Annotated in this window: 19 protein-coding genes and 1 pseudogene; 11 read left to right on the top strand and 9 right to left on the bottom strand. The window is 29.7% G+C overall.

Annotated elements, in window-relative coordinates:
* Positions 1-85: 85 nt before the first annotated feature.
* From GQ540_RS04720 to GQ540_RS04735, 4 genes are all read left to right on the top strand, one after another.
* Complete coding sequence (locus GQ540_RS04720) at positions 86-931, top strand: hypothetical protein (protein ID WP_291798093.1); 846 nt, start codon at positions 86-88, stop codon at positions 929-931.
* 45 nt (positions 932-976) lie between these two features.
* On the top strand, positions 977-1,408 hold the full coding sequence (locus GQ540_RS04725; RefSeq protein ID WP_291798095.1) for a hypothetical protein: 432 nt from the start codon (positions 977-979) through the stop codon (positions 1,406-1,408).
* Between the two features lie 15 nt (positions 1,409-1,423).
* Positions 1,424-1,570 carry a hypothetical protein gene (locus tag GQ540_RS04730; protein WP_291798097.1) on the top strand — a complete coding sequence of 49 codons (147 nt, stop codon included), beginning with the start codon at positions 1,424-1,426 and terminating at the stop codon, positions 1,568-1,570.
* A 378-nt stretch (positions 1,571-1,948) separates the two neighbouring features.
* Positions 1,949-2,089: a hypothetical protein gene (locus GQ540_RS04735; protein ID WP_291798099.1), complete on the top strand. Its 141-nt coding sequence runs from the start codon at positions 1,949-1,951 to the stop codon at positions 2,087-2,089.
* A 117-nt stretch (positions 2,090-2,206) separates the two neighbouring features.
* Here GQ540_RS04735 and GQ540_RS04740 read toward each other — a convergent pair whose 3' ends face one another.
* On the bottom strand, positions 2,207-3,256 hold the full coding sequence (locus tag GQ540_RS04740) for an ATP-binding protein (protein WP_291798101.1): 1,050 nt from the start codon (positions 3,254-3,256) through the stop codon (positions 2,207-2,209).
* Positions 3,246-3,947, bottom strand: coding sequence for a response regulator transcription factor (locus GQ540_RS04745; RefSeq protein WP_291798102.1), 702 nt, complete (start codon positions 3,945-3,947; stop codon positions 3,246-3,248). Before GQ540_RS04745 ends, GQ540_RS04740 begins: the two co-directional genes overlap by 11 nt.
* A gap of 241 nt (positions 3,948-4,188) precedes the next feature.
* On the opposite strand from GQ540_RS04745, the gene GQ540_RS04750 reads away from it, so the two are divergent.
* Positions 4,189-4,971: a T9SS type A sorting domain-containing protein gene (locus GQ540_RS04750; RefSeq protein ID WP_291798104.1), complete on the top strand. Its 783-nt coding sequence runs from the start codon at positions 4,189-4,191 to the stop codon at positions 4,969-4,971.
* Between the two features lie 24 nt (positions 4,972-4,995).
* Entirely contained in the window at positions 4,996-5,712 is a 717-nt protein-coding gene (locus tag GQ540_RS04755) for a 3'-5' exonuclease (protein ID WP_291798106.1), read from the top strand.
* A gap of 6 nt (positions 5,713-5,718) precedes the next feature.
* On the opposite strand, the gene GQ540_RS04760 is transcribed toward GQ540_RS04755, so the two are convergent.
* Together GQ540_RS04760 and GQ540_RS04765 are read right to left on the bottom strand one after the other, a co-directional pair.
* Positions 5,719-7,578, bottom strand: a complete 1,860-nt coding sequence (locus GQ540_RS04760; RefSeq protein WP_291798108.1) for an ABC-F family ATP-binding cassette domain-containing protein — start codon at positions 7,576-7,578, stop codon at positions 5,719-5,721.
* A gap of 80 nt (positions 7,579-7,658) precedes the next feature.
* A complete protein-coding gene (locus GQ540_RS04765; protein ID WP_291798110.1) occupies positions 7,659-12,176 on the bottom strand; it encodes a reprolysin-like metallopeptidase in 4,518 nt (1,505 codons plus the stop codon).
* Positions 12,177-12,402: 226 nt separating this feature from the next.
* Here GQ540_RS04765 and GQ540_RS04770 point away from each other — a divergent pair, with 226 nt between their 5' ends.
* The 3 genes from GQ540_RS04770 to GQ540_RS04780 are packed head-to-tail and all read left to right on the top strand — an operon-like array spanning position 12,403 to position 15,362.
* The gene (locus tag GQ540_RS04770; RefSeq protein WP_291798112.1) at positions 12,403-13,362 is read left to right on the top strand and encodes a hypothetical protein; all 960 of its coding nucleotides are present in this window, start codon (positions 12,403-12,405) and stop codon (positions 13,360-13,362) included.
* Complete coding sequence (locus GQ540_RS04775; protein WP_291798115.1) at positions 13,363-14,139, top strand: DUF4292 domain-containing protein; 777 nt, start codon at positions 13,363-13,365, stop codon at positions 14,137-14,139.
* Positions 14,139-15,362 carry a peptidoglycan DD-metalloendopeptidase family protein gene (locus GQ540_RS04780; RefSeq protein WP_291798118.1) on the top strand — a complete coding sequence of 408 codons (1,224 nt, stop codon included), beginning with the start codon at positions 14,139-14,141 and terminating at the stop codon, positions 15,360-15,362. The genes GQ540_RS04775 and GQ540_RS04780 overlap by 1 nt, the downstream gene beginning before the upstream one ends.
* 1 nt (position 15,363) lies before the next feature.
* On the opposite strand, the pseudogene GQ540_RS04785 reads toward GQ540_RS04780, so the two are convergent.
* A pseudogene (locus GQ540_RS04785) lies at positions 15,364-15,873 on the bottom strand (acyl-CoA thioesterase).
* 63 nt (positions 15,874-15,936) lie between these two features.
* Positions 15,937-16,869, bottom strand: a complete 933-nt coding sequence (locus GQ540_RS04790; RefSeq protein WP_291798121.1) for an SPOR domain-containing protein — start codon at positions 16,867-16,869, stop codon at positions 15,937-15,939.
* 96 nt (positions 16,870-16,965) lie between these two features.
* Here GQ540_RS04790 and dprA point away from each other — a divergent pair, with 96 nt between their 5' ends.
* Positions 16,966-18,069 carry a DNA-processing protein DprA gene (gene dprA / locus GQ540_RS04795; RefSeq protein WP_291798124.1) on the top strand — a complete coding sequence of 368 codons (1,104 nt, stop codon included), beginning with the start codon at positions 16,966-16,968 and terminating at the stop codon, positions 18,067-18,069.
* Positions 18,070-18,137: 68 nt separating this feature from the next.
* Positions 18,138-18,734 (top strand): HAD family phosphatase, encoded by a 597-nt coding sequence (locus tag GQ540_RS04800; RefSeq protein WP_291798127.1) that lies wholly within the window; start codon positions 18,138-18,140, stop codon positions 18,732-18,734.
* Here the strand turns inward: GQ540_RS04800 and GQ540_RS04805 are convergent.
* The 3 genes from GQ540_RS04805 to mfd form a co-directional block, all read right to left on the bottom strand.
* Entirely contained in the window at positions 18,731-19,099 is a 369-nt protein-coding gene (locus GQ540_RS04805; RefSeq protein WP_291798131.1) for a hypothetical protein, read from the bottom strand. The genes GQ540_RS04800 and GQ540_RS04805 overlap by 4 nt on opposite strands.
* A 1-nt stretch (position 19,100) precedes the next feature.
* Entirely contained in the window at positions 19,101-19,961 is an 861-nt protein-coding gene (locus tag GQ540_RS04810; protein WP_291798134.1) for a DMT family transporter, read from the bottom strand.
* The coding region (gene mfd, locus GQ540_RS04815) for a transcription-repair coupling factor (protein WP_291798138.1) at positions 19,958-22,158 on the bottom strand (2,201 nt) is incomplete at its 5' end. The genes mfd and GQ540_RS04810, both read right to left, overlap by 4 nt.

Consider the following 22,158-nt stretch of genomic DNA (forward strand, 5'->3'; position numbering starts at 1 on the left):
AGACGAAAATTACGGTTATTACCACATCTATGAATTGAAAGAAATTAAAGAGTAAAAAAACAATAAAAACATAAAAATAAATATCATGAAAAAAATAAGCATCATACTTTCTTTAGCAGTTTTACTAATAGGTTGTAACGGAAACAGTCAAAACACCCTAAAACGTTACGAAGTAAAATCAGGAATTGTAAAATACACAAATACTATTTCAGGAAAAATTCTTGGAGGAAAAGTTAAAGGAAGTGGAACAGAAAATCTTTATTTTAAAAATTGGGGAGCTGTTGAATTAAAAGAAGTGCAATCAGCACAAACTACAACTATGAAGTTTTTTGGAAAAGTAAAAACCGAAACAACTTCAACTCATGCAATTAATAAATTAGATAATGGGGAAAGTTACCTCGCTGATTTTGATAAAAAAATTACTTACGTAGGAAGAGATTTAGCAATGGATATGTTTAAAAAATCTGGTACAGATGCGGGTAAAACAGGTGAAAACATGCTTGAATCTGTTGGTGGGAAAATAATTGGGAATGAAAATGTTTTAGGATATAACTGTGACGTTTGGGATATTAATGGAGCTAAACAATGGATGTACAAAGGAGTTGTCTTAAAAATAGATATAACTGTTTTTGGTATAAGAACCTTAACGGAAGCTACCAGTGCTAAGTTTGATGTTTCTGTATCTGATAAAAATTTCGAATTACCAGACTTTCCAATACAAAAAACAGAAGGTTTTATGAGTAATGATGAGTTTAATGATGAATTAGATGAGATGGATGCTAATATGACTGAAATTCAAAATTTATCATTTGAAGAATGGAAAAAAATGGCGACTAAAAACGATCCAGAAATGAGAGAAATGAGTGATGAAGAACTACGCCAAACGTATGATATTATTCAAAAAATGATGAAATTAAGAAAGGGGAATTAGTTATTTCAATAACAAATTAAATAAGCACAGTTAAAAAATTTAAAAATGAAAAAAACAATCGTAATTTTTATGGCAACTGTATTATTTACAATAACTAATTCTCATACTCAAACGTTACAAAGCAGTAACGAAGACAGTAAAGAAATAATTGAGTTTTTGTTGAAATACAAAGACAATAATAAAACTCCAACAAAAAAAGAGTTCAACAAGTTATTGGCAAATCTTGGTATTCATGAAATTGTATCTAATAATGGTATGACAAAAGAAGTGGCGTTTAAATTGATAGATTTTTATTTCAAATATTCCGAAGAAAATCAATCAACAAATAGCGCTGGTTTTGATAAAGAAAACATTTTTTTAAACAGTCTTTCATATATCAATTTTAGAAATCAAATTAAAGTAGTAAACCCATATGCAACTGATTTAGAAATACAAAAAGTATTTATAGAAATGCATGAAAAATTAAAAAATTTATAGAAATAAAAACATACAATGAAAAATTTAAACCTCATACTCGTAATTTTTACAATAATATTATCTTTTTCATCTTGTGATGATAATGATGCTATTGAAAAAAATGTGTCAATAACTTCAGTATTACCAGTAAAAAGCATTAGAACAAGTTGGTACATCTTTTAATAAAAGAGTAAATGAAATTAATAAAAAATATAAAAATTACTTTGATAAGTAAGGTGGGGTTATAATTGTTTGAATTAAGTTTTGAAATAGTAGTCGTATTATTTTAAGTATGTCCCCGTAAAAAGAACACAAAATTTGTGTTCTTTTTTTGTTTTTAATGACACTATCCTAAAATCTGTGTAAGTTAAAAAACTCAAGGTTAAATTATTTATAGTTTAATCCTTTTATACTTTTCTAGCAAAATCGTAACTATTAATATTGCTTCTAATTAATAAGAATTATATCGTTTTTAAAATTCATTCTTCCATTTAACGACTAATAAGTTCCATTCGTCGACAGTTACGCTTTGGTTATCTATTTTTTAAGAAAAAAACTTAAATGTGTACTTACATTTGTAGTGTAAACAAACAACAATACTTAAAACATTCTATTATGAAAAAAGTAATCAAATTATCAGAAAAATTAAATAGCATTTTAAGAGAATTAGGAACAGCAGCATCATTTTCTATTCACAGATAATAGTAAAAATTTACTTAAACCATTTTATTATGAAAAAATTAGCAGAATTAGCAGAGAAATTAAATACGTTTTTAGAAACGCTAGGTTCTGCAGCTTCTTATTCAATGAGAAGATAATTTAAATTTTTTCAACTTTTTCTAGAGTAAATGAAAATTCTGAACCTTTCTTAAGTTCACTTTCAATAAAAATTTGCTCATTATGTGCTTCAACAATATGTTTTACTATTGAAAGCCCCAAACCAGATCCACCTTGCTCTCTAGACCTGCTTTGGTCAACTCTATAAAAACGTTCAAACAATCTTTTTTGATGTTCTTTTTTAATTCCCTCACCATTATCAGCAACTTTAACAAGTATTTTATCTTTCTTAAAATGCTCAGCGCTTATAATTGTTGCACCTCCTATTTTACCATATTTTATTGAGTTTACAATTAGGTTAGTTAACACTTGTTCAATTCGTTCAATATCACCAAACACCATTATTGGATATTCGTATCTTTTATTAAGAAACAATGAAATGTTCCTTTTTTTGGCCTTCATTTCAAGTAAATCAAAAACTCCTTGAACTACTTCAATAATATTAAAAGGCTGCTTATTTAAATTTAAATCATCCGATTCTAGTTTAGATATTAAGTCTAAATCTTTAACAATTGAAATAAGTCTTTCAACACCTTTATTTGCGCGTTCTAAGTACTTTTTAGTTATTTTTTTATCATCAATAGCGCCATCAGTAAGGGTTAGTAAATAACCTTGAACGGTAAATAGTGGTGTTTTTAACTCGTGTGAAACATTTCCTAAAAATTCTCTTCGGTAACTTTCTCTTCGGTTTAGATTTCGTATTTGTAATTGTTTTATTTTGGCGAATTTTTGAACTTCTTTAGAGAGAATATCAATATCTGAAGTTATTGAAGTTTTGCTTAAATCTGAAGAATCTAGTAAGGAAACACTATTGTATATTTTTTTGATACGTTGGTAAATAAAACGCTCAAGTCTAAATTGAGAAACTATATATGTAACAACAAATATTGTACTTATAAAAAGAATAATTGTACTTAGTTTAAAAGCTATATTTATAAAATAATTATGTATTAAAAACAGGAAAATGGACGTAATAAGTGTAATGTAGAACGATGTCCATAATGCAAAAGATACTGTTTTTTTAATCTTCATCAGTTACAAATTTATAGCCAACACCTTTAACGGTTTTAAAATAATCATCACCAATTTTTTCGCGTAATTTACGTATGTGTACATCAATTGTTCTTCCACCAACAACAACTTCACTTCCCCAAACACTGTCTAAAATGTCGTCACGTTTAAAAACTTTACCAGGTTTTGAGGCTAATAGCGAGAATAATTCAAATTCCTTTCTTGGAAGTGAAAGTTTATGACCATCTTTTATAACTACATACTCTTCTCTATCAATAATAATTTCACCAATAGTTAATTTCTCAGAACCAATTGTAGATTCTTCATTAACTTTTATCCTTCTTAGTAAAGCTTTCACTTTACTTACAAGTAATTTAGGTTTAATAGGTTTTGTAATATAATCATCAGCACCAACATCAAACCCTGCAACTTGTGAATAATCTTCACCTCGAGCAGTAAAAAATGTAATTAAAACATTTTCTAAACCTTTGGTTGCTCTAATTTTTTCACAAGCTTCAATACCATCCATCTCAGGCATCATTATGTCTAAAATAATTAAATGTGGAGTTATTTTTTTTGCAGTTTCAACAGCTTCAACACCGTTTTTAGCTGTATAAACTATATAGCCCTCACTTTTTAAATTATAACCAACAATTTCTAATATATCTGGCTCATCATCAACCAATAATATTTTAATGTCTGTATTTTTCATATTTGATACTTGTTTACGTATAAAAACACACAAAAGTAGCCATAATTTTTAAGCCTAAAACATGCACTGTAAAGGTATTTAAAATTATAACATTAAGCTAACATTAACAAAACACAGGGTTAATCTAAGGTTGAAATATGAAGAAAATCAACTATTTAGATAAATTAATTTAATAAAAACTATTATTTTAAAAAGCAATTATCTAATTTTATAGACTAAGAAAAAGATTAAAAAAAATTGTATGAAAAAAAACTACTTGTTTGTGGTTGCATTTTGTGTAACCCTATTTTTAAACGCTCAAACTATTTTTATAAATGAAATTCATTACGACAACGCTGGCGCTGACGAAGGTGAAGGTGTAGAAATTTGCGGTTCAGCAGGAACTGATCTAACTGGCTACAAATTGTCTTTTTATAATGGTAGTAATTCTGGAGTTTACGTAACAAAAACATTAACAGGGATATTCCCAAATCAACAAGATAACAGAGGTGTCATATGGTTTCCTCAATTAGGTATTCAAAATGGTTCACCTGATGGCATTGCGTTAGTAGATGATTTAGGCGAAGTAATTCAATTTCTAAGTTATGAAGGAACAATTACTGCAGTTGATGGCCCAGCGATAGGGTTAACTTCAGAAGATATTGGGGTAAGTGAACCAGGTGCTATTGGTGAATCTTTACAACTAATAGGCACAGGAAATATGTATAGTGATTTTAGTTGGATTGGTCCAGTTTCTGAATCTCCAGGATCTCTAAATGCAAATCAAACTCTTGCTGTTGTAAAAAATCAAATTAAAAACTTTAAAATGTTTCCAAACCCAGTTACAAACGGTTTTTTAGAAATTGAAGCAAGTAATTTTACTGCCAAAAAAGTAGCAATTTACTCTATGTTAGGAAAACTTGTTTATACTAAAATTATTGAATCAAATGAAATACTAGATCTAACAAATTTGACTTCAAATATGTATATGATAAAAGTTGAAGAAGACGGTAAACTAAGTACACGTAAGTTAATTATTAAGTAAAAATTTATTTAAAAAAGTTAAGCTATGAATATTAAAACAAATTTTGAAAACATTCTTTTTTTAGATATTGAAACAGTTCCTGAAGTTGAAAATTTCTCAAATTTAATTGAAGAAAAGCAAGAGTTATTTGCGCAAAAAACACAGTACCAACGCAAGGAAGATGTTACACCTTCACAATTTTATGAAAGAGCTGGTATTTGGGCTGAGTTTGGTAAAATTGTATGTATTTCAGTAGGATATTTTACTGATTTTAATTCAGAAAAAAGAGTGTTTAGAGTCACTTCTTTTTATGGTGATGAAGTAAAACTTTTAGAAGATTTTAAAAATTTATTAAACAACTATTTTCACAAACCTCAACATCTATTATGTGCGCATAATGGCAAGGAATTTGATTTCCCTTATATAGCACGCAGAATGATTATCCACCAAATTGAATTACCGGAAAAGTTAAATTTATTTGGGAAAAAACCATGGGAAATTCCACATATTGATACTATGGAATTATGGAAGTTTGGAGATTATAAACATTTTACTTCGTTAAAATTATTGACTTCAATTTTAGGAATTCCTTCACCAAAAGATGATATTAATGGAAGTGAAGTTGGCGCTGTTTTTTATAAAGAAAAAAACATAGAGCGTATTGTTAAATATTGCGAAAAAGACACGGTAGCTATTGCTCAATTATTGCTACGTTTTAATAATCAGCCACTTATTGATGAATTAAATATTATACAGGTTTAAAAAATACTATTCTTCTAATTTAGAAGAAAGTTCAAACCAACGTTCTTCTTTTTTATCTATTTTTTGGCTAATTTCTTGTAATTTAATTGATAACTCATTTATTTCTTCACCTATAATTGAATCCTCTAAAAATTTAGCCTCAATGTCACTTTTTTGCGTATTTAAACGCTCAATATCTCCTTCAATGGCATCAAATTCCTTTTTTTCTTTAAAAGATAATTTAGTTTTTGTTGTACTTTTTTCTCTTGTGTCAATTTTTAGAGTTGTTGTACTTTCTTTTGCTGGTTTAGAGTCTTCATATATTCTATAATCTGAATAATTACCAGGAAAATCTTCTATTTTCCCTTTACCTCTAAACACAAATAAATGATCAACTATTTTATCCATAAAATACCTATCATGCGAAACAACTAATAAACAACCTGGGAAATCAAGTAAGAAACTCTCTAATACATTCAGTGTTATAATATCTAAATCGTTTGTAGGTTCATCTAAAATTAAAAAGTTGGGGTTTTGAATTAAAACAGTACACAAATACAACCTTTTACGCTCACCACCACTTAATTTTTCAACAAAATCATATTGCCTTTTTCTACTAAATAAAAAGCGCTCTAATAATTGAGCTGCTGAAAGACTTCTACCTTTGGTTAATGGAATTTGCTCCCCATATTCTTTAATAATTTCAATAACTTTTTGTCCAGGTTTTGGGTTAATACCATCTTGCGTGTAATACCCAAATTTTATAGTTTCACCAACCACTACTTTACCAGAATCTACGGGGATTCCACTGGTAATAATATTTAAAAATGTAGATTTCCCTGTTCCATTTTTTCCAATAATTCCAATACGTTCACCACGTAAAAAATTATATTCAAATTTGTCTAAAATTTTTAAATCTCCAAACGATTTCGAAATTTTATGAAGTTCTAAAATTTTAGAACCCATACGCTCCATGTTTATTTCTAACTGAACTTGGTAATTGTCTCTTCGTTTGTGAGCTGCTTCCTTTATTTTGTAAAAATCATCAATTCTAGACTTAGATTTGGTAGTTCTGGCTTTTGGTTGCCTACGCATCCAATCTAATTCTTTTGTGAATAAGTTTTTAGCTTTATCTACACTTGCTTGTTCTGCAGCAATACGTTCCTCTTTTTTTTGCAAATAATACGAGTAATTACCTTTGTACGTATAAAAACCACCATTATCTAACTCAACAATTTCATTACAAACACGTTCTAAAAAATACCTATCATGCGTTACCATAAATAAGGTTATTTTTTCTTTTTTAAAGTAATTTTCAAGCCATTCAATCATTTCTAAATCCAAATGGTTGGTGGGCTCATCTAAAATTAACAAATCTGGTTTATGAATAAGAATAACAGCTAGCGCCAATCTTTTACGTTGACCACCTGAAAGTGAACTTACTTTTTGAGATAAATCTTCAAGTTTTAATTTAAATAAAATTTGTTTGTATTGCGTTTCAAAATCCCAAGCATTGTGCTGTTCCATTTTTTCAAAAGCATGTTGGTATGCTTTTTCATCGGAAGGATTTTTTAGAGCATTTTCGTATTCCTCAATTATTTTTAAGGTGTCGTTATCTGAATTAAAAATAGTTTGCTCAACCGTTAAATCGTGATCTAGGTCTTCTTCTTGCGATAAATATTCAATTTTTAATCCTTTTCTAGAAACAACTTGCCCAGTATCTGAACTTGCAACACCTGATATTATATTCAATATTGAAGTTTTACCAGCACCGTTTTTTGCTATAAATGCAATTTTTTGATCTTTATTAATTCCGAAGGAAATATCACTAAAAAGTTCAACTTCACCGTATGCTTTTGATATGCTTTCAACCGATAGGTAATTCATTCAATATAAATTTTGACAAAATTACATAAAAAAAACCTGAGATATAATTCTCAGGTTTTTTTAATTATTACTGTATTTTTTTATTGTTTTATGAATTTTTTAGAAAGTATTTCATCTCCGTCATTCACTTCAATAATATATAAGCCTGCTTTTAAATTTTGAACATCTATCTCTCCATTTAAATTACCTTCTTTTACTGTTTGACCTAAAAGATTTGCAATTTTATAAGTCGTATTTTCAGTAGTTCCCATTCTAATATTTAAGAAGTTACCTTTTACTGGGTTTGGATAAATCACAAAATCATCTATCTCTTCAATTTTTGCATCATCAAATTCAAGATACCTTAAGAATGTTGTTCCGTCAGCTCCTCTAAAATTTCTTCCAGTTCCAATAATACCACTAATAGTAACTTGATCTATATACACATAATCTGCATTTCCTGAAGCATCACATTGAAATCTAAATTTAGCGTTTGAAGCAAAATTAAAATTAGCATTATCAATAGTTACCGTTGCTGAATAAAAAGCATTGTTTTGAAAATCTGTTCCTCTAACATAAGCTGCAATAGTAGTCCAAGTTGAACCATTATGGTATCGTAACCAAAAATCTTCTCCATTTTCCATACTTCTTGGATAGAAAAAGAATTCAATTTTAATAGCATCATAAGAACTAACATCAACATTTGAAAGTGTCATTGCTGAAGCAACTCCAGTATTATCTCTAATTTTAATTGAATAATTTCCTTCGTAAGAACGAGACCCAGAGTAACGTGAAACATCACCTCCTCCATCGGCCCAACCATCCCAACCAGACTCAAAGAAGCCTTGGTGTAAAATAGTTGTAGAATTTGGTTGGCCTTGTAAGGTTGTGATTGTTGCTGTGTTACTATCTGTAGATATATTTCCTGCAGCATCTTTTGCTCTTACTGTAAAGTTATAAGTTGTGCTAGCAGTTAAACCAGTTGCCTGATATGATGTTGCTGATGTAGAAGTTAATAAACTTCCGTTTTGATAAACATCATAACCTACAACTCCAACATTGTCCGTTGCTCCATTCCAAGCTAAATCTACTGTTGTTTCCATTTCATTACTTGTTGTTAAAGTTGGTGCTGTTGGTGCTTGTGTGTCAGGTGCAACTGTTGTAATTGTTGCTGTGTTACTATCGCCTGAAATATTTCCTGCTGCATCTTTTGCACGAACCGTAAAATTATACGTTGTTCCTGATGATAAACTAGCTGCCTGATATGATGTTGCCGATGTAGAAGTTACTAAACTTCCATCTTTATAAACATCGTAACCTGTAACTCCAACATTATCTGTTGAGCCGTTCCAAGATAAATCAACCGTAGTTTCTGTTGCATTGCTTGCTGTTAAACTTGGAACTGTTGGTGCTTGTGTATCAGGAACTACAATTGTAGTAATAGTAGCGGTATTGCTATCTATTGAAACATTTCCAGCTGCATCTTTTGCACGCACTGTAAAATTATACGTTGTACCTGATGATAAACTAGCTACCTGATATGATGTTGCTGAAGTAGAAGTCACTAAACTTCCATCTTGATAAACATCATACGCTGTAATTCCAATATTATCCGTTGCTCCACTCCAAGATAAATCAACCGTAGTTTCTGTTGCATTGCTTGCTGTTAAACTTGGCGCTGTTGGTGCTTGTATGTCTGGTGCTGCACTTGTTGTAATTGTTACAGTATTACTATCTACTGAAATATTTCCGGCAGCATCTTTTGCACTCACTGTAAAATTATACGAAGTACTAGCTATTAATCCCGATGCCTGATATGATGTTGCAGATGTAGAAGTTACTAAACTTCCATCTTTATAAACATCATACGCTGTAACTCCAACATTATCTGTTGCTCCACTCCAAGATAAATCAACTGTAGTTTCTGTTACATTACTTGCTGTTAAAGTTGGTGCTGTTGGCGCTTGTGTATCAGGTGCTGAATCAACTAATATAATTGTATAATCTTCAACTTCACCATAAGTAAAAGTTTCACAAGCAGAAGGAATTCCATTATATTTCATTGAAACCCTCATAGTTGTTGCTCCTGTTAATGCAGAAGCTGGCACTGTAAATGTGCCACTAACAGGTGTTATTTTAGAAGCTGATTTTGACCAAACTTGTTCTCCATTATCTGTAAATACACCGTTTTTATTATAATCAATCCAAACACTGTAAGCTTCATTATATTTAGTTCCCGTCCAAGTTGGTGTAATCGAAATTGTTGCAGCTTCACCTTTATTTAAATTGGTAGAAATTGCTGTATGGTCTGAATAACCACCACCTGAACCAGATGAATTATCAATTGATCCTAATTGAACACGACCAATATATTCATCACTAACATTATTTCCTTTAGATGAACAATATGTTAATACTTGATCTAACGTTGTAAAATTAACCATTGCGCTAAAAGCTGAACTTTGACTTGTACAAACACTTTGAATTTGAGCTTCGTAAGTAGTTAAATTATTTAAACCTGATAAATTAATACTTGTTGCTCCAGTGTTTACTGTTGTCCATGTTGAAATTCCTGTTTGACGGTACTGTACAACATAAGTAGCTCCTGAAACTGAATTCCAACTTAAAGTTGCTCCAGTTGCACTTACGTTTGAAGATACTAATCCTGTTGGTGTTGTTGCATTACAAACAACTTCTTCTTCAATACTAAAGTTCACATTAGAAACATCATAAAATATATTATCAGCAGCTTCAACTTTTACTCTATTTTGAGTTCCAATAGCGTTTGGAACCGTAATTTGTATTGACCCATTATTTGCAACTCCTGAAGCCAATGTTATTGGGTATGTATTTCCGCCATCAGTAGATAATAAAATATTAACAGTTTGACAATTAACTTCAGCGCCATTAGTTCCGGCAACATCCCAAGATATAGTTTGTAATTGATTTACATTCCAAGTAATAGCTGTATTAGGTGCAGAAACAACAAATGGTCCAGCTGAATTGTTTACTGAAACAATCATGTCATCACTATTATTTGCTCCTCCTCCAACTACATTATCTCTTACAGTTAATCTAAAATTAAGTGTTCTTGCTACTGAAGGAACTGCTTCCCATTGACTTGAAGTATTTCCAGCTAAAACTGTTGATAATTCAGGGAAAGACCTTGTTTTAACTACTGTAGGTGAAAATGATCTAAAAGCTACACCTGATGTTGCAGTTGTGCTTGGATATGTTGTTGATGCATTATTTTCATCCATTTGCTCCCAACAAAATGATAAACCATCTCCATCAGCATCAGTACCATCACCAGTTAACATAAAAGGTGTGCTCTTTGGAATTGTAAAATCACCACCTGCTAAAGCTGTTGGCACGTTGTTTCCTGTAGCTGTATTTGTTTGACAAGAAGTAGATTTCACATAATTTGTAACCTGTTGTATTGTAATTGCATGGAAATAAGCATCACTATGAGATTGCACATCTGTTGCGCCAGTAATACCAGCATAACCCATAATTGTAGAACCACTTCCTGGCTCCATTTGAGCGTTTGTTCCTTCATTCCCGTTAAAAGTCCAAGTATGATTTCCTCCAAATTGATGCCCAATTTCATGTGCAACATAATCTACATCAAAACTGTCACCTTCGGGTGTTGTATGTGATGTAAATCCACTTCCTTTTTCGTTATTTACACAAACACAACCTATACAACCTGCGTTTCCGTTATTACTTCCATTATGTACTAAATGCCCTATATCATAATTTGTTTCACCTATCACATTTGTAAGTGTTGTTTGTAATTGGCTATTTAAACTGTTTGAGTATGGATCGGTATTTGAATTTGTATAAATTACATCATCTGTATTTGCAATTAGCTCCATAGTTACCCCAAAATCAATTTCAAAAATACCATTTACTCTAGTCATAGTTGCATTAATAGCCGCTACAGCATTAGCTTTTGTTCCTCCAAAATATTGTGTATATTCACCTGATGCAGACATTGCTAGCCTGTAGGTTCTTAACGTACTATCATCTGCATTTGGTTTAGCAACAGTTGCGCCTTTATCTTTAATTTTCCCAGCAACATCTTCTTTTACTAAACATTCAAATGAATTTAATGATGCATTTTTAGATTGCTTACTATACACCATATATTCAGACAAATCTGAAGTATAAGGCTCTATAAAAACAGCGTCTTTTCCTGCCGAAATGTTCATTGTTTTTATACCTAATTGAGATATACTAAAACGAATTGTAGCTGTAGGATCGTCTATTCCTTTACCCGCATATGATCTTATATTTGGATATTTGGCTTGTAAATCTTCATGCATAACTGAAGCTTCAAAAATGCTAAATCGTTCAAATTCACCTTCAGAATTAGGAAATTCAATTATAGTTGATGATTTTTTTAACAATCCTCCTCTTTTAGGAGAATTTGTTAGCGCCAATTTAAGAATTGAAACATCAAGCGTATAAACTTGAAAATTAGTTGAAAATTGAGTGTTGTTTTTTAATATACTCTTCTCTTCACTTTTTGAAGTTTTAGCCCAAGGATTTGTGCTTTGAGAAAAACTTAAGTTAATTGTACAAAGTAATATTAAAACGAGTAGTTTTTTTTTCATGCTTTATTGATTTATAGTAGTTAGTTATTTTCGAATATAAAAATAATTATTAAGTCTCACAAAAACAGCAATATATAAAGCGCTACAAATAAACAAATTGCAGTTTTTAAACAATAAATTACAAGTTTTAACAAATAACGCCAAATTTAAATTTTGACTTTTTAAATATGTACTTCATAAAATATTGAGAATTTTCGTTCTAATAAATTGTATATTGCACACGTATATGAAAAACCAAAAACCGCATAGTGTCTTTTTTATTGGAATGCTATTCTTTTCATTTATTTCAAGTGCTCAAACTATTGATATTGCTGAAGAAAACAACTTAAAATTTCAAACTCACTTTTTTGAAGCTTTAAAACAAAAAGCAATTAAAAATTATAGTAAAGCTATTGAAAATTTAGAAAAATGCTACGAAATAGATTTACTTAACACGAGTGTTGAATTTGAATTTTCAAAAAATTATTTACTATTAGAGAATTATTTTGAAGCTACTTTTTTTATTAATAAAACATTGATAAAAGAACCAAAAAATCGTCATTTATTAAAACATAAAGTTGCTATTTTAGAAAGCCAAAGAAATTTTAAAGAAGCTATTAAAACTCAACTAAAAATAGTTGAGATAAACCCAAAGAGTTCAACCAAATTGGTGTTACTCTATATTCAAAATAGAGAATTTAAAAAAGCAGAACAATTAATTGTTAAAATTGAAAAAAACGCCCTGTCAACTCAACGAATTAAAGGTTTTAAAATATATCTTGAAAACAGAAAAAAAACAGGTATAACTATAAACACAAAAGAAGTTTTAATAACTGAAAATTTGGCTATTGAAACCTTAAAAGAAAAGTACAATCAAACTAAAGAATATAAAATACTAACAATAATTTTAAACAAAGAAGTTGAAAATAAACTTTTTAGATCTTTATATAACGATAGTAAAGAAGCATTAGAAATATTTCCTGCTCAACCATTTTTATATAAAATGAATGGTTTAGCATCAAATAAATTAGGGAAATATAAAGAAGCTATTAACGTTTTAACTCTTGGCATTGATTTTGTAATTGATAATACTACTTTAGAGGCTGAATTTTATGAGCAGCTTTCTAATAGTTATCTTGGATTAGCGCAACCAAAAGAAGCTTTAAAGTATAAACAAAAAGCCGAAGAATTAAAAAAACAACATTAAATGAAGCAAATTTCAAAAATATTGATATTAATTTTAGTGATTACTACTTCATGTAAATCAACTAAAAACACAACTTCAGAAACCAATATTGATGTAATTTCAACTAAAAAAATAATTAATAATCATTACAATAATAATTTTCATCAGCAAACGGTGTACGCAAGATTAAATGCGAAATACAGAGGTAAAAAAACATCGGCAACGGTGAGCATTAAGTTGCGTTTAGAAAAAGATAAAACTATTTGGATGAGTGCTACAAAATTAGGAATTCCTATAGCGAAAGTGAAGATAACGCCTAATAGAGTAATGTATTATGAAAAATTGCAAAGAACTTATTTTGACGGAGATTTCTCGTTATTAAGTAAATGGTTAGGTACTGAATTAGATTATGAAAAAGTGCAAAATATATTATTAGGACAAGCCGTTTTAAATTTGAAAAAAGGCAGATATAATTCTAAAATTGATAATAATTCATATCAATTATCACCTAAAAAAGACAATGATTTATTTGGTATCTTGTTTTTTATGAATCCAGATAATTTTAAATTAAATAAACAAGAAATTCGTCATCCAGAAAAGAAACAATTATTATCCGTTTCTTATCCAAATTATAATGAAATTAAAGGAGAGCAATTTCCAAAAAAAATAACTATTAGAGCTACAGACAATAAAAATATTACAACTATAAATATTGAGTATCGCTCGGTTGAATTTAATAGAGAATTAACATTTCCTTTTTCAATACCAAAAGGTTATAAAGAAATTAGTTTAAAATAATGCAGTTTAAATTAAAGTACATCCTTTTTATTTTTTCACTATTACTTAGTGTACACGTTTCGGCTCAAAAAACAAAGCGTCAAGTTTTAGAAGCGCGTAGAGTTCAAAATCAAAAAGATCAAATTTATATAAATGCGCTACTTTCAAATACAAAAAGAAAAGAGCAAAATTTATTAGGTGATTTAAGCGATTTAAAAGATAAAATTAAAACAAGACAAAATTTAATAACTGCAATTACCAATGAAACAAAAGAATTGGGTAACGAAATATATTTAAACCAATTAGAAATAAACCAAAATAAACGTGATTTAAAAGCTTTAAAAAAAGACTATGCTGATATGATTTTTCAATCGTACAAAAGTAAATCTCAAAATAACAGAATTATGTTTTTATTGTCTTCTGAAAACTTTTATCAAGGTTACAAAAGGTTTCAATATATGAAACAATATACTTCTTTTAGAAAAAAACAAGGAGAAGAAATTCAGTTAAAAACAGTAAAATTACAAGAATTAACGGATACTTTATCAGCTAAAAAAGAGTTAAAACAAACCCTTTTATCAGAAGAAAAAAAAGAGAAAAGCGCTGTTGAGAAAGAAAAGAAACAACAAGAAAATTTATTAACACAGGTTAAGAAAAAAGAAAATAAATACAAAAAACAGATTCGAAAATTTCAAAAAGAAGAAGCGCGTATTGATGCTTTAATTGACAAAGCAATTAGAAATGCAATTGCAGCTTCAAATAAAAAATCGGGTAAAAAAACTAGCAAATCAGCAGTGTTTACTTTAACTGCTGAAGCTAAAGTTTTAGCTTCAAAATTTATATCAAACAAAGGAAAATTACCTTGGCCTGTTGAAAAAGGGTATGTTTCTACGTATTACGGAAAACAACCACACCCAATTGTAAAAACAGCTACAATTCAAAGTAATGGAGTAAGAATTACCACCAATAAAGGAAGTAAAGCGAGAGCTGTTTTTGAAGGAACGGTTTTAGCAGTGCAAGTAATGACCGGAAATAGAAAAGCGGTTTTAATACAACATGGTAATTATATTACAGTGTACAAAAACTTAGAAAATATTGTAGTAAATACAGGCGATAAAATAAAAACAAAGCAACTTATTGGAACTATTTTTACCGATAAAATTACCGATAAAACAATTTTAGGTTTTGTTTTATCTAAAAATGCAACTACTGAAAATCCAAAGAGTTGGATTTATAAAATGTAGTTTAATTTGAAAATAATGCTTTTAACTCAGTAGCTTCAGCAGGGTTCATTTTTCCAGAAAGTATTAAACTCAATTGTTTTCTACGCAAAGCACCTCCTTAACGTTCTTTTTCTAGGTCAGTTTCTGGATTAATTTTTGGAATAGATACAGGAGTTCCTGTATCATCTACTGCAACAAACGTATAAATACCTTCGTTTACTTTACTACGTTCTTGTGACTCTCTATCTTCACTCCAAACATCAACATAAATTTCCATAGAAGATTTAAATGCACGTGTTACTTTAGCTTCAATAGTTACAACACTTCCAACAGGAACAGCTTTATTAAAAGCCACATGATTTACAGATGCAGTTACAACAATTCTTCTTGAATGACGACGAGCAGCAATACTACAAGCTCTATCCATTCTCGCTAATAGTTCACCTCCAAATAAATTACCTAACGGATTTGTTTCACCAGGTAAAACCATGTCTGTTAGTATAGTTAATGATTCTTTAGGTGTTTTTACCATAAGTTTAAATTTTTGACAAAGGTATTTTTATTTTATGAAAAAATAAGTGTGGAAATATTGATTTTAGTATTCTTTAACTAACAACCAAGCATCTTTAGAGTCGCCTTTTTTAATGGTATTTAATGTGTTTATTGCTTCACTTCTAGCATTAAAACTTTCGTAAGCAACCTGCGTTAAATTCCATTTATTAACGCCTAAAATTTTAGCATTATAGCCTTTTTGAAGTAATTGTTGTAGCTTTTTTTCTGCATTTGCAGGCTCTCTAAAAGCACCAGCAATAATGTGATAATTATACGTTTCTTTAACTACATTTAATGTAATTGTAGGTAGCGGATTGCTAATTACAAAGGTAGCTTCTTGTATTGTTTTTTCAACTTGTTGCTGTTGTTGTTCACTTTTAGCAACTAAATTATTGTATTCAAATTTTTGATACTCTTTCCAGCCAACAGTTCCTAGAGCAAAAATAATTGCTGCCGCCGCTGCATATTTAATAAATGCAGGTGTTTTTCTTTTGTTTTCTTCAGAAGGAAGTATAGGCGCAATTGTTTCAAGTTGTTTTACATTTTCTTTATATGCAATACGCTTAACTGTTGGAGAAACAAATGAAGTTAACCCAAAAGATGAGGTTAAATAATTAACTGTAGTTGTAGGTTCAAAAATTAATTTCTCTTCAGAATTTAAATGAAATGAACCAATATTTTCTAATTCTAACTCTTCTTTTATTAAAGATAATTTCCAGTTCTCAACTTCTTTTTCAATTGTGAAAATAGCTTCACTAAAAGAAATATTTTTTGAAGTAGCAATATAATTTGCTAATAAACCATCGTTATTTTGTAAATGCGAGTTAAAAGTTAGTTGTTTTGAAGGCGCATAAAAAGTATGAGTACTTTGGTTCAATTTTGCCGAAATTTTATTGGTTACAAAACCTCCAAAATTTGGAATAATTACGCATTCGTATCTGTATAATAAATCGCTTATGTAGTTTGCTAGTGTCATTAAAACAAATATAGGAGAAAATCAACCTTAAAATTAAGAGTTGTTAGAATTTTTATTAACAAATATTTTATATATTGACAATCAAATTGTTAAAATATGCTTGAAGAAGAATTGCTATACGTTTTAGCGTTACAACGCGTTAAAGGTATAGGTGATATTAATGCGAAAAAGTTAATTTCACACTGCGGAAGCGCTAAAAATGTACTTACAGAAAAACGTCAAAAACTCGAAAAGATTAATGGAATAGGTTCTTTTATCCTAAAAAACTTATTTGATTCAGCCAATTTAAAAGAAGCCGAAAAAGAGCTTCAACACATCAAAAAAAATAAGATTGAAACAGTGTATTTTAAGGATGAAAATTATCCTAAAAATTTAAAACATTGTGTAGATGCTCCTATCTTATTTTTTAAGGAAGGAAATTTCAACTTAGAAAATCAGCCAATTATTAGCATTGTTGGAACACGAAAAATAACAAGTTACGGAAGATATTTTTGTGAAAAATTAATTTCAGATTTAAAAGCATACAATCCAATTATTGTAAGTGGTTTCGCTTATGGCGTTGATATTTGCGCACATAAAGCAGCGTTAAAAAACAAGCTACAAACTGTTGGTGTTTTAGCTCACGGATTTGAAGAAGTGTACCCAAAATCACATAAAAAATATGTTTCTGAAATTAATAAAAATGGCGGATTTATTACTGATTTTTGGCATAATGATGAATTACAACGTGAGAATTTTTTAAAACGAAATAGAATTGTAGCTGGTATTTCTGAAGCAACTATTATTATTGAGTCTGCTGAAAAAGGAGGTTCTTTAGTAACTGCTGACATTGCAAATTCATACAGTAGAGATGTGTTTGCTGTTCCAGGAAGAAGTACCGATATTTACAGTAGAGGTTGCAACGATTTAATTAAAAGGAATAAGGCTGCTATATTAACTTCAGCAAAAGATATTGTGGAAATGTTGAATTGGGAGTTAGAGCCAAAACAACCAAAAGTTATTCAAAAACAATTATTTGTTGAATTGAGTGAAATTGAACAAGAAATTTATGATTTTTTACTTGAAAACGGTAAACAATTATTAGATATAATTTCTTTGAATTGTAAATTACCAATTCATAAAACAACTACCATTTTATTTAATTTAGAAATGAAAGGTGTTGTAAAACCTTTACCTGGAAAATTGTTTGAAGCTGTTTAAATTAAGAAAGAGCTATTGGTTACATTAAAAACTGAATTAATCAGTACTTTTGAAACTTAATTTTTTTTATGATACATATTCCTGAGCAAGTAAAAGGATTAATTTTTGATTTAGACGGTACTATTGCAAATACAATGCAACATCATTTTGAATCTTGGAGGTTTGCGGTATCTCCTTTCGGGATAAATTTTACTGCTAATTTATTTAAATCCTTAACTGGAAAACCTGCAACAGCAACAATTACAAGGCTTAACGAATTATTTGGCGCAACAATGGATCCAATTAAAGTAAGTCATTTAAAAAGCGAACATTTTAAAACATTGGTAAATTCAACTGTTGAAATTTCAATTGTTGCAGATGTTGTAAGGAAATATAGTACCATTTTACCAATGTCTATTGGTACTGGAAGTTCTAAAATAGGCGCAAAAAAAACGTTGGAAGTAATTAAAATGAATCATTTTTTTGATATTGTAATTACTGCAGATGATATTTCAAATCCAAAACCTCATCCGGAAACATTTTTAAAATGTGCAGATTTAATGAAAATAAAGCCCAAAGATTGTATTGTTTTTGAAGATGGAATATTAGGAATACAAGCCGCCAAAGAAGCAGGAATGATGGTTGTTGATGTAAATGATTATTATAAAATGGAGTTTTCTATTTAAAAATCAGCATTTAAACCCGCTTCCCATTCGTCTAAAAAATCATCAACTTCTTCTATAAACTCAGTTGGTTTTTGAGTTCTATTAATAGTGCTGTGCAGTACTATTTTATTTCTTTCAGGAGGAAAACCAGTTGTAATTGTCCATGACAAAGCATTTGGACAATCTAACAATGTAAAACGCACGCCTCCTTTTATTTTATCGTAACTAATATTGAATTCTCCCCAAAGAGTGCCTCCTTTAAAATTGTTACCGTTTTCTTCCAACAAAAACATAGATTCTGTAAATTTCTCTAAAGTTTGCGGGTTTATATTGGTTTGAATTATTTCTTCTGTGGTTTGTTTATTTATAATTCTAAAAAATTCCATATTATGTTTTTTTCGATTGAACACTTTCAAAAATCACTGTCAAAAGTATTAAAAACCCGCCAATTAATGTATTTCCTGAAGGTATTTCATTTAACAATAATATTCCAAATAAAATGCCATAAATTGGTTGTACACTACTCATAATACTTGCTGTGCTAATAGAAAAATTCTTAAAACTCATGACAAATAATGTGTGTCCAATAGAAGTTGTTACTAGTGCTAAAACCAATAAAGCTTGCCAATCGTTTGTTGTTGGGTTTGCTTCAAAAATGAATAATACAGGCCATAACACCAATGCAATAATTACCATTTGATAAAACATTAACATGGAACCATGATAATTAGCTACTTTTTTCTTCATTAAAATATTTCTTACAGCATAAAATACTGCTGAAATTAACCCGAAAAGCACTCCTTTTGTGTGATTGTTTTCAAGGTTAAATTCAGGCGATAAAAAGTAAATCCCTATTAAAACTACAACACCTAAAGTTACATGTTTTGGATTTAGTTTTGTTTTTAAAAATAGCGGTTCTAAGAGAGCAGTAATTACGGGATATGTAAATAAAGATAACATTCCAATGGCCACATTTGATAATTGTAAAGCATAAAAATAAGTTACCCAATGCGCTCCAAAAAACAACCCACTTAATATAATGGTTACCCAATCTTTTTTACGTTCAACTTTTATATTTATTTTTTTATACCATATATATATTCCTAAAATTATAGCTGCCAACAAACATCGCAACCAGATAGTCACGGGTGGCGGCATTGAAATATATCTTCCTAAAATACCTGATGTACTTACAAGAAGAACTGCAATATTTAATTCTATAATATGTCTTAAATGTTGATTTTTCAACGCTCAATATTTTGAAGTGTTTCCAATGCTTTTTTAACAGAATCAATTTTAATAAAAGTTAGTAATAAGCGTAAACCGTTTTTTGTTTCTTTTTCTTTCATCACGCAAATTGTACCATTTTGCTGTACAAATTGAAGAATTTTGGTAAATATTGGCGTTTGATAAAATGAACTTTGTTGATTAGAAACGAAATACCCAATCATCCTTTTTTGTTTTAAAATAAGTCGTTCTAAACCTAAATCTTTCGCCACCCATTTAATACGAACGCTATTTAATAAATCTTCAACTTGTGTAGGAAGCTCTCCAAAACGATCTATTAGTTGCAACTCAAATTTTTGTAGTTCTTCTTCGGTTTTTAGTTCACTTAACTGATTGTATAAATTCAAGCGTTCAGAAATTACATTGATATAATCATCAGGAAACAAAATTTCAAAATCGGTGTCAATTTGAATTTCTTTCACATACTCTTTTGGTTTCTTAGAATCGGTTTTATACAATTCTTTAAACTCATTTTCTTTGAGTTCTTCAATGGTTTCATTTAAAATTTTCTGATACGTTTCAAAACCAATATCATTAATAAAACCGCTTTGTTCACCACCTAATAAATCACCTGCGCCACGAATTTCTAAATCTTTCATAGCTATATTAATTCCACTTCCTAAATCGGTAAATAATGAAATAGCTTCAATACGTTTTCGAGCATCATCTGTCATCATATGAAATGGCGGTGTGATAAAATAACAAAACGCTTTTTTGTTTGATCGACCAACTCTTCCGCGCATTTGGTGTAAATCGGATAATCCAAAATTATTGGCATTATTAATAAAAATAGTGTTTGCATTTGGCACATCTAAACCGCTTTCAACAATAGTAGTTGATACCAACACATCAAATTCATTGTTAATAAAAGCGAGCATTAAACTTTCCAATTTTTTTCCTTCCATTTGACCGTGACCAATTCCAATTTTTGCATCTGGAACTAAACGCTGCAACAAACCTGCAACTTCTTGAATATTTTCAATTCTATTATGAATAAAAAATACTTGTCCGCCTCGCTGAATTTCGTATCGAATTGCATCACGAATCACTTCTTCAGAAAACCGAATAACATTACTTTCAATTGGGACTCTATTTGGTGGAGGTGTGTTAATAATAGATAAATCACGTGCTGCCATTAACGAAAATTGCAACGTTCTTGGAATTGGAGTTGCAGTTAATGTTAGCGTGTCAATATTTTCCTTTAAGGTTTTTAACTTATCCTTTACAGCAACTCCAAATTTTTGTTCTTCATCAACAATTAATAAGCCAATATCTTTATATTTTATGCTTGCATTTGTGAGTTGATGCGTTCCAATAACGATATCAATAGAACCATTGGCTAGGCCTTCTAAAACACCTTTTCGTTGGTTTGCAGTTCTAAATCTATTTAAATAATCTACTACTACAGGAAAATCTTTTAAACGCTCACTAAATGTTTTAAAATGTTGAAAAGCTAAAATAGTAGTTGGTACTAAAATAGCAACTTGTTTGCCATTATCTACCGCTTTAAAAGCAGCTCTAATAGCAATTTCAGTTTTACCAAAACCAACATCTCCACAAACCAATCTATCCATTGGTTGTTCTTTTTCCATATCGTTTTTTACATCTTGAGTTGAAGCAGATTGATCAGGCGTGTCTTCGTATAAAAAGCTTGCTTCTAATTCGTGTTGTAAATAACTATCTGGATTGTATTGAAACCCTTTTTGCATTTTTCGTTTGGCGTACAATTCAATTAAATTATAGGCAATATGTTTAATGCGAGATTTAGTTTTTTGTTTTAATTTTTTCCAAGCTCCTGAACCTAGTTTGTATAATTTTGGTGCTTTTCCGTCTTTACCGGTGTATTTTGAAATTTTATGAAGCGAATGTATACTTATATACAAAATATCACGATCTCCATAAATTAATTTAATAGCTTCTTGTTTTTTTCCTTCAACATCTATTTTCTGAAGCCCACCAAATTTTCCAATACCGTGATCAATATGAGTTACAAAATCGCCAACTTCTAAATTGGTTAATTCTTTTAAAGTGATGGATTGTTTTTTAGCGTACCCATTCTTTAATCTAAATTTGTGATACCTCTCAAAAATTTGATGGTCGGTGTAGCAAACTAATTTATTTTCAACATCAATAAACCCTTTATAGAGTGGAAAAACAA

The organism is Lutibacter sp. (genome assembly GCF_013139515.1).
GTDB lineage: Bacteria > Bacteroidota > Bacteroidia > Flavobacteriales > Flavobacteriaceae > Lutibacter.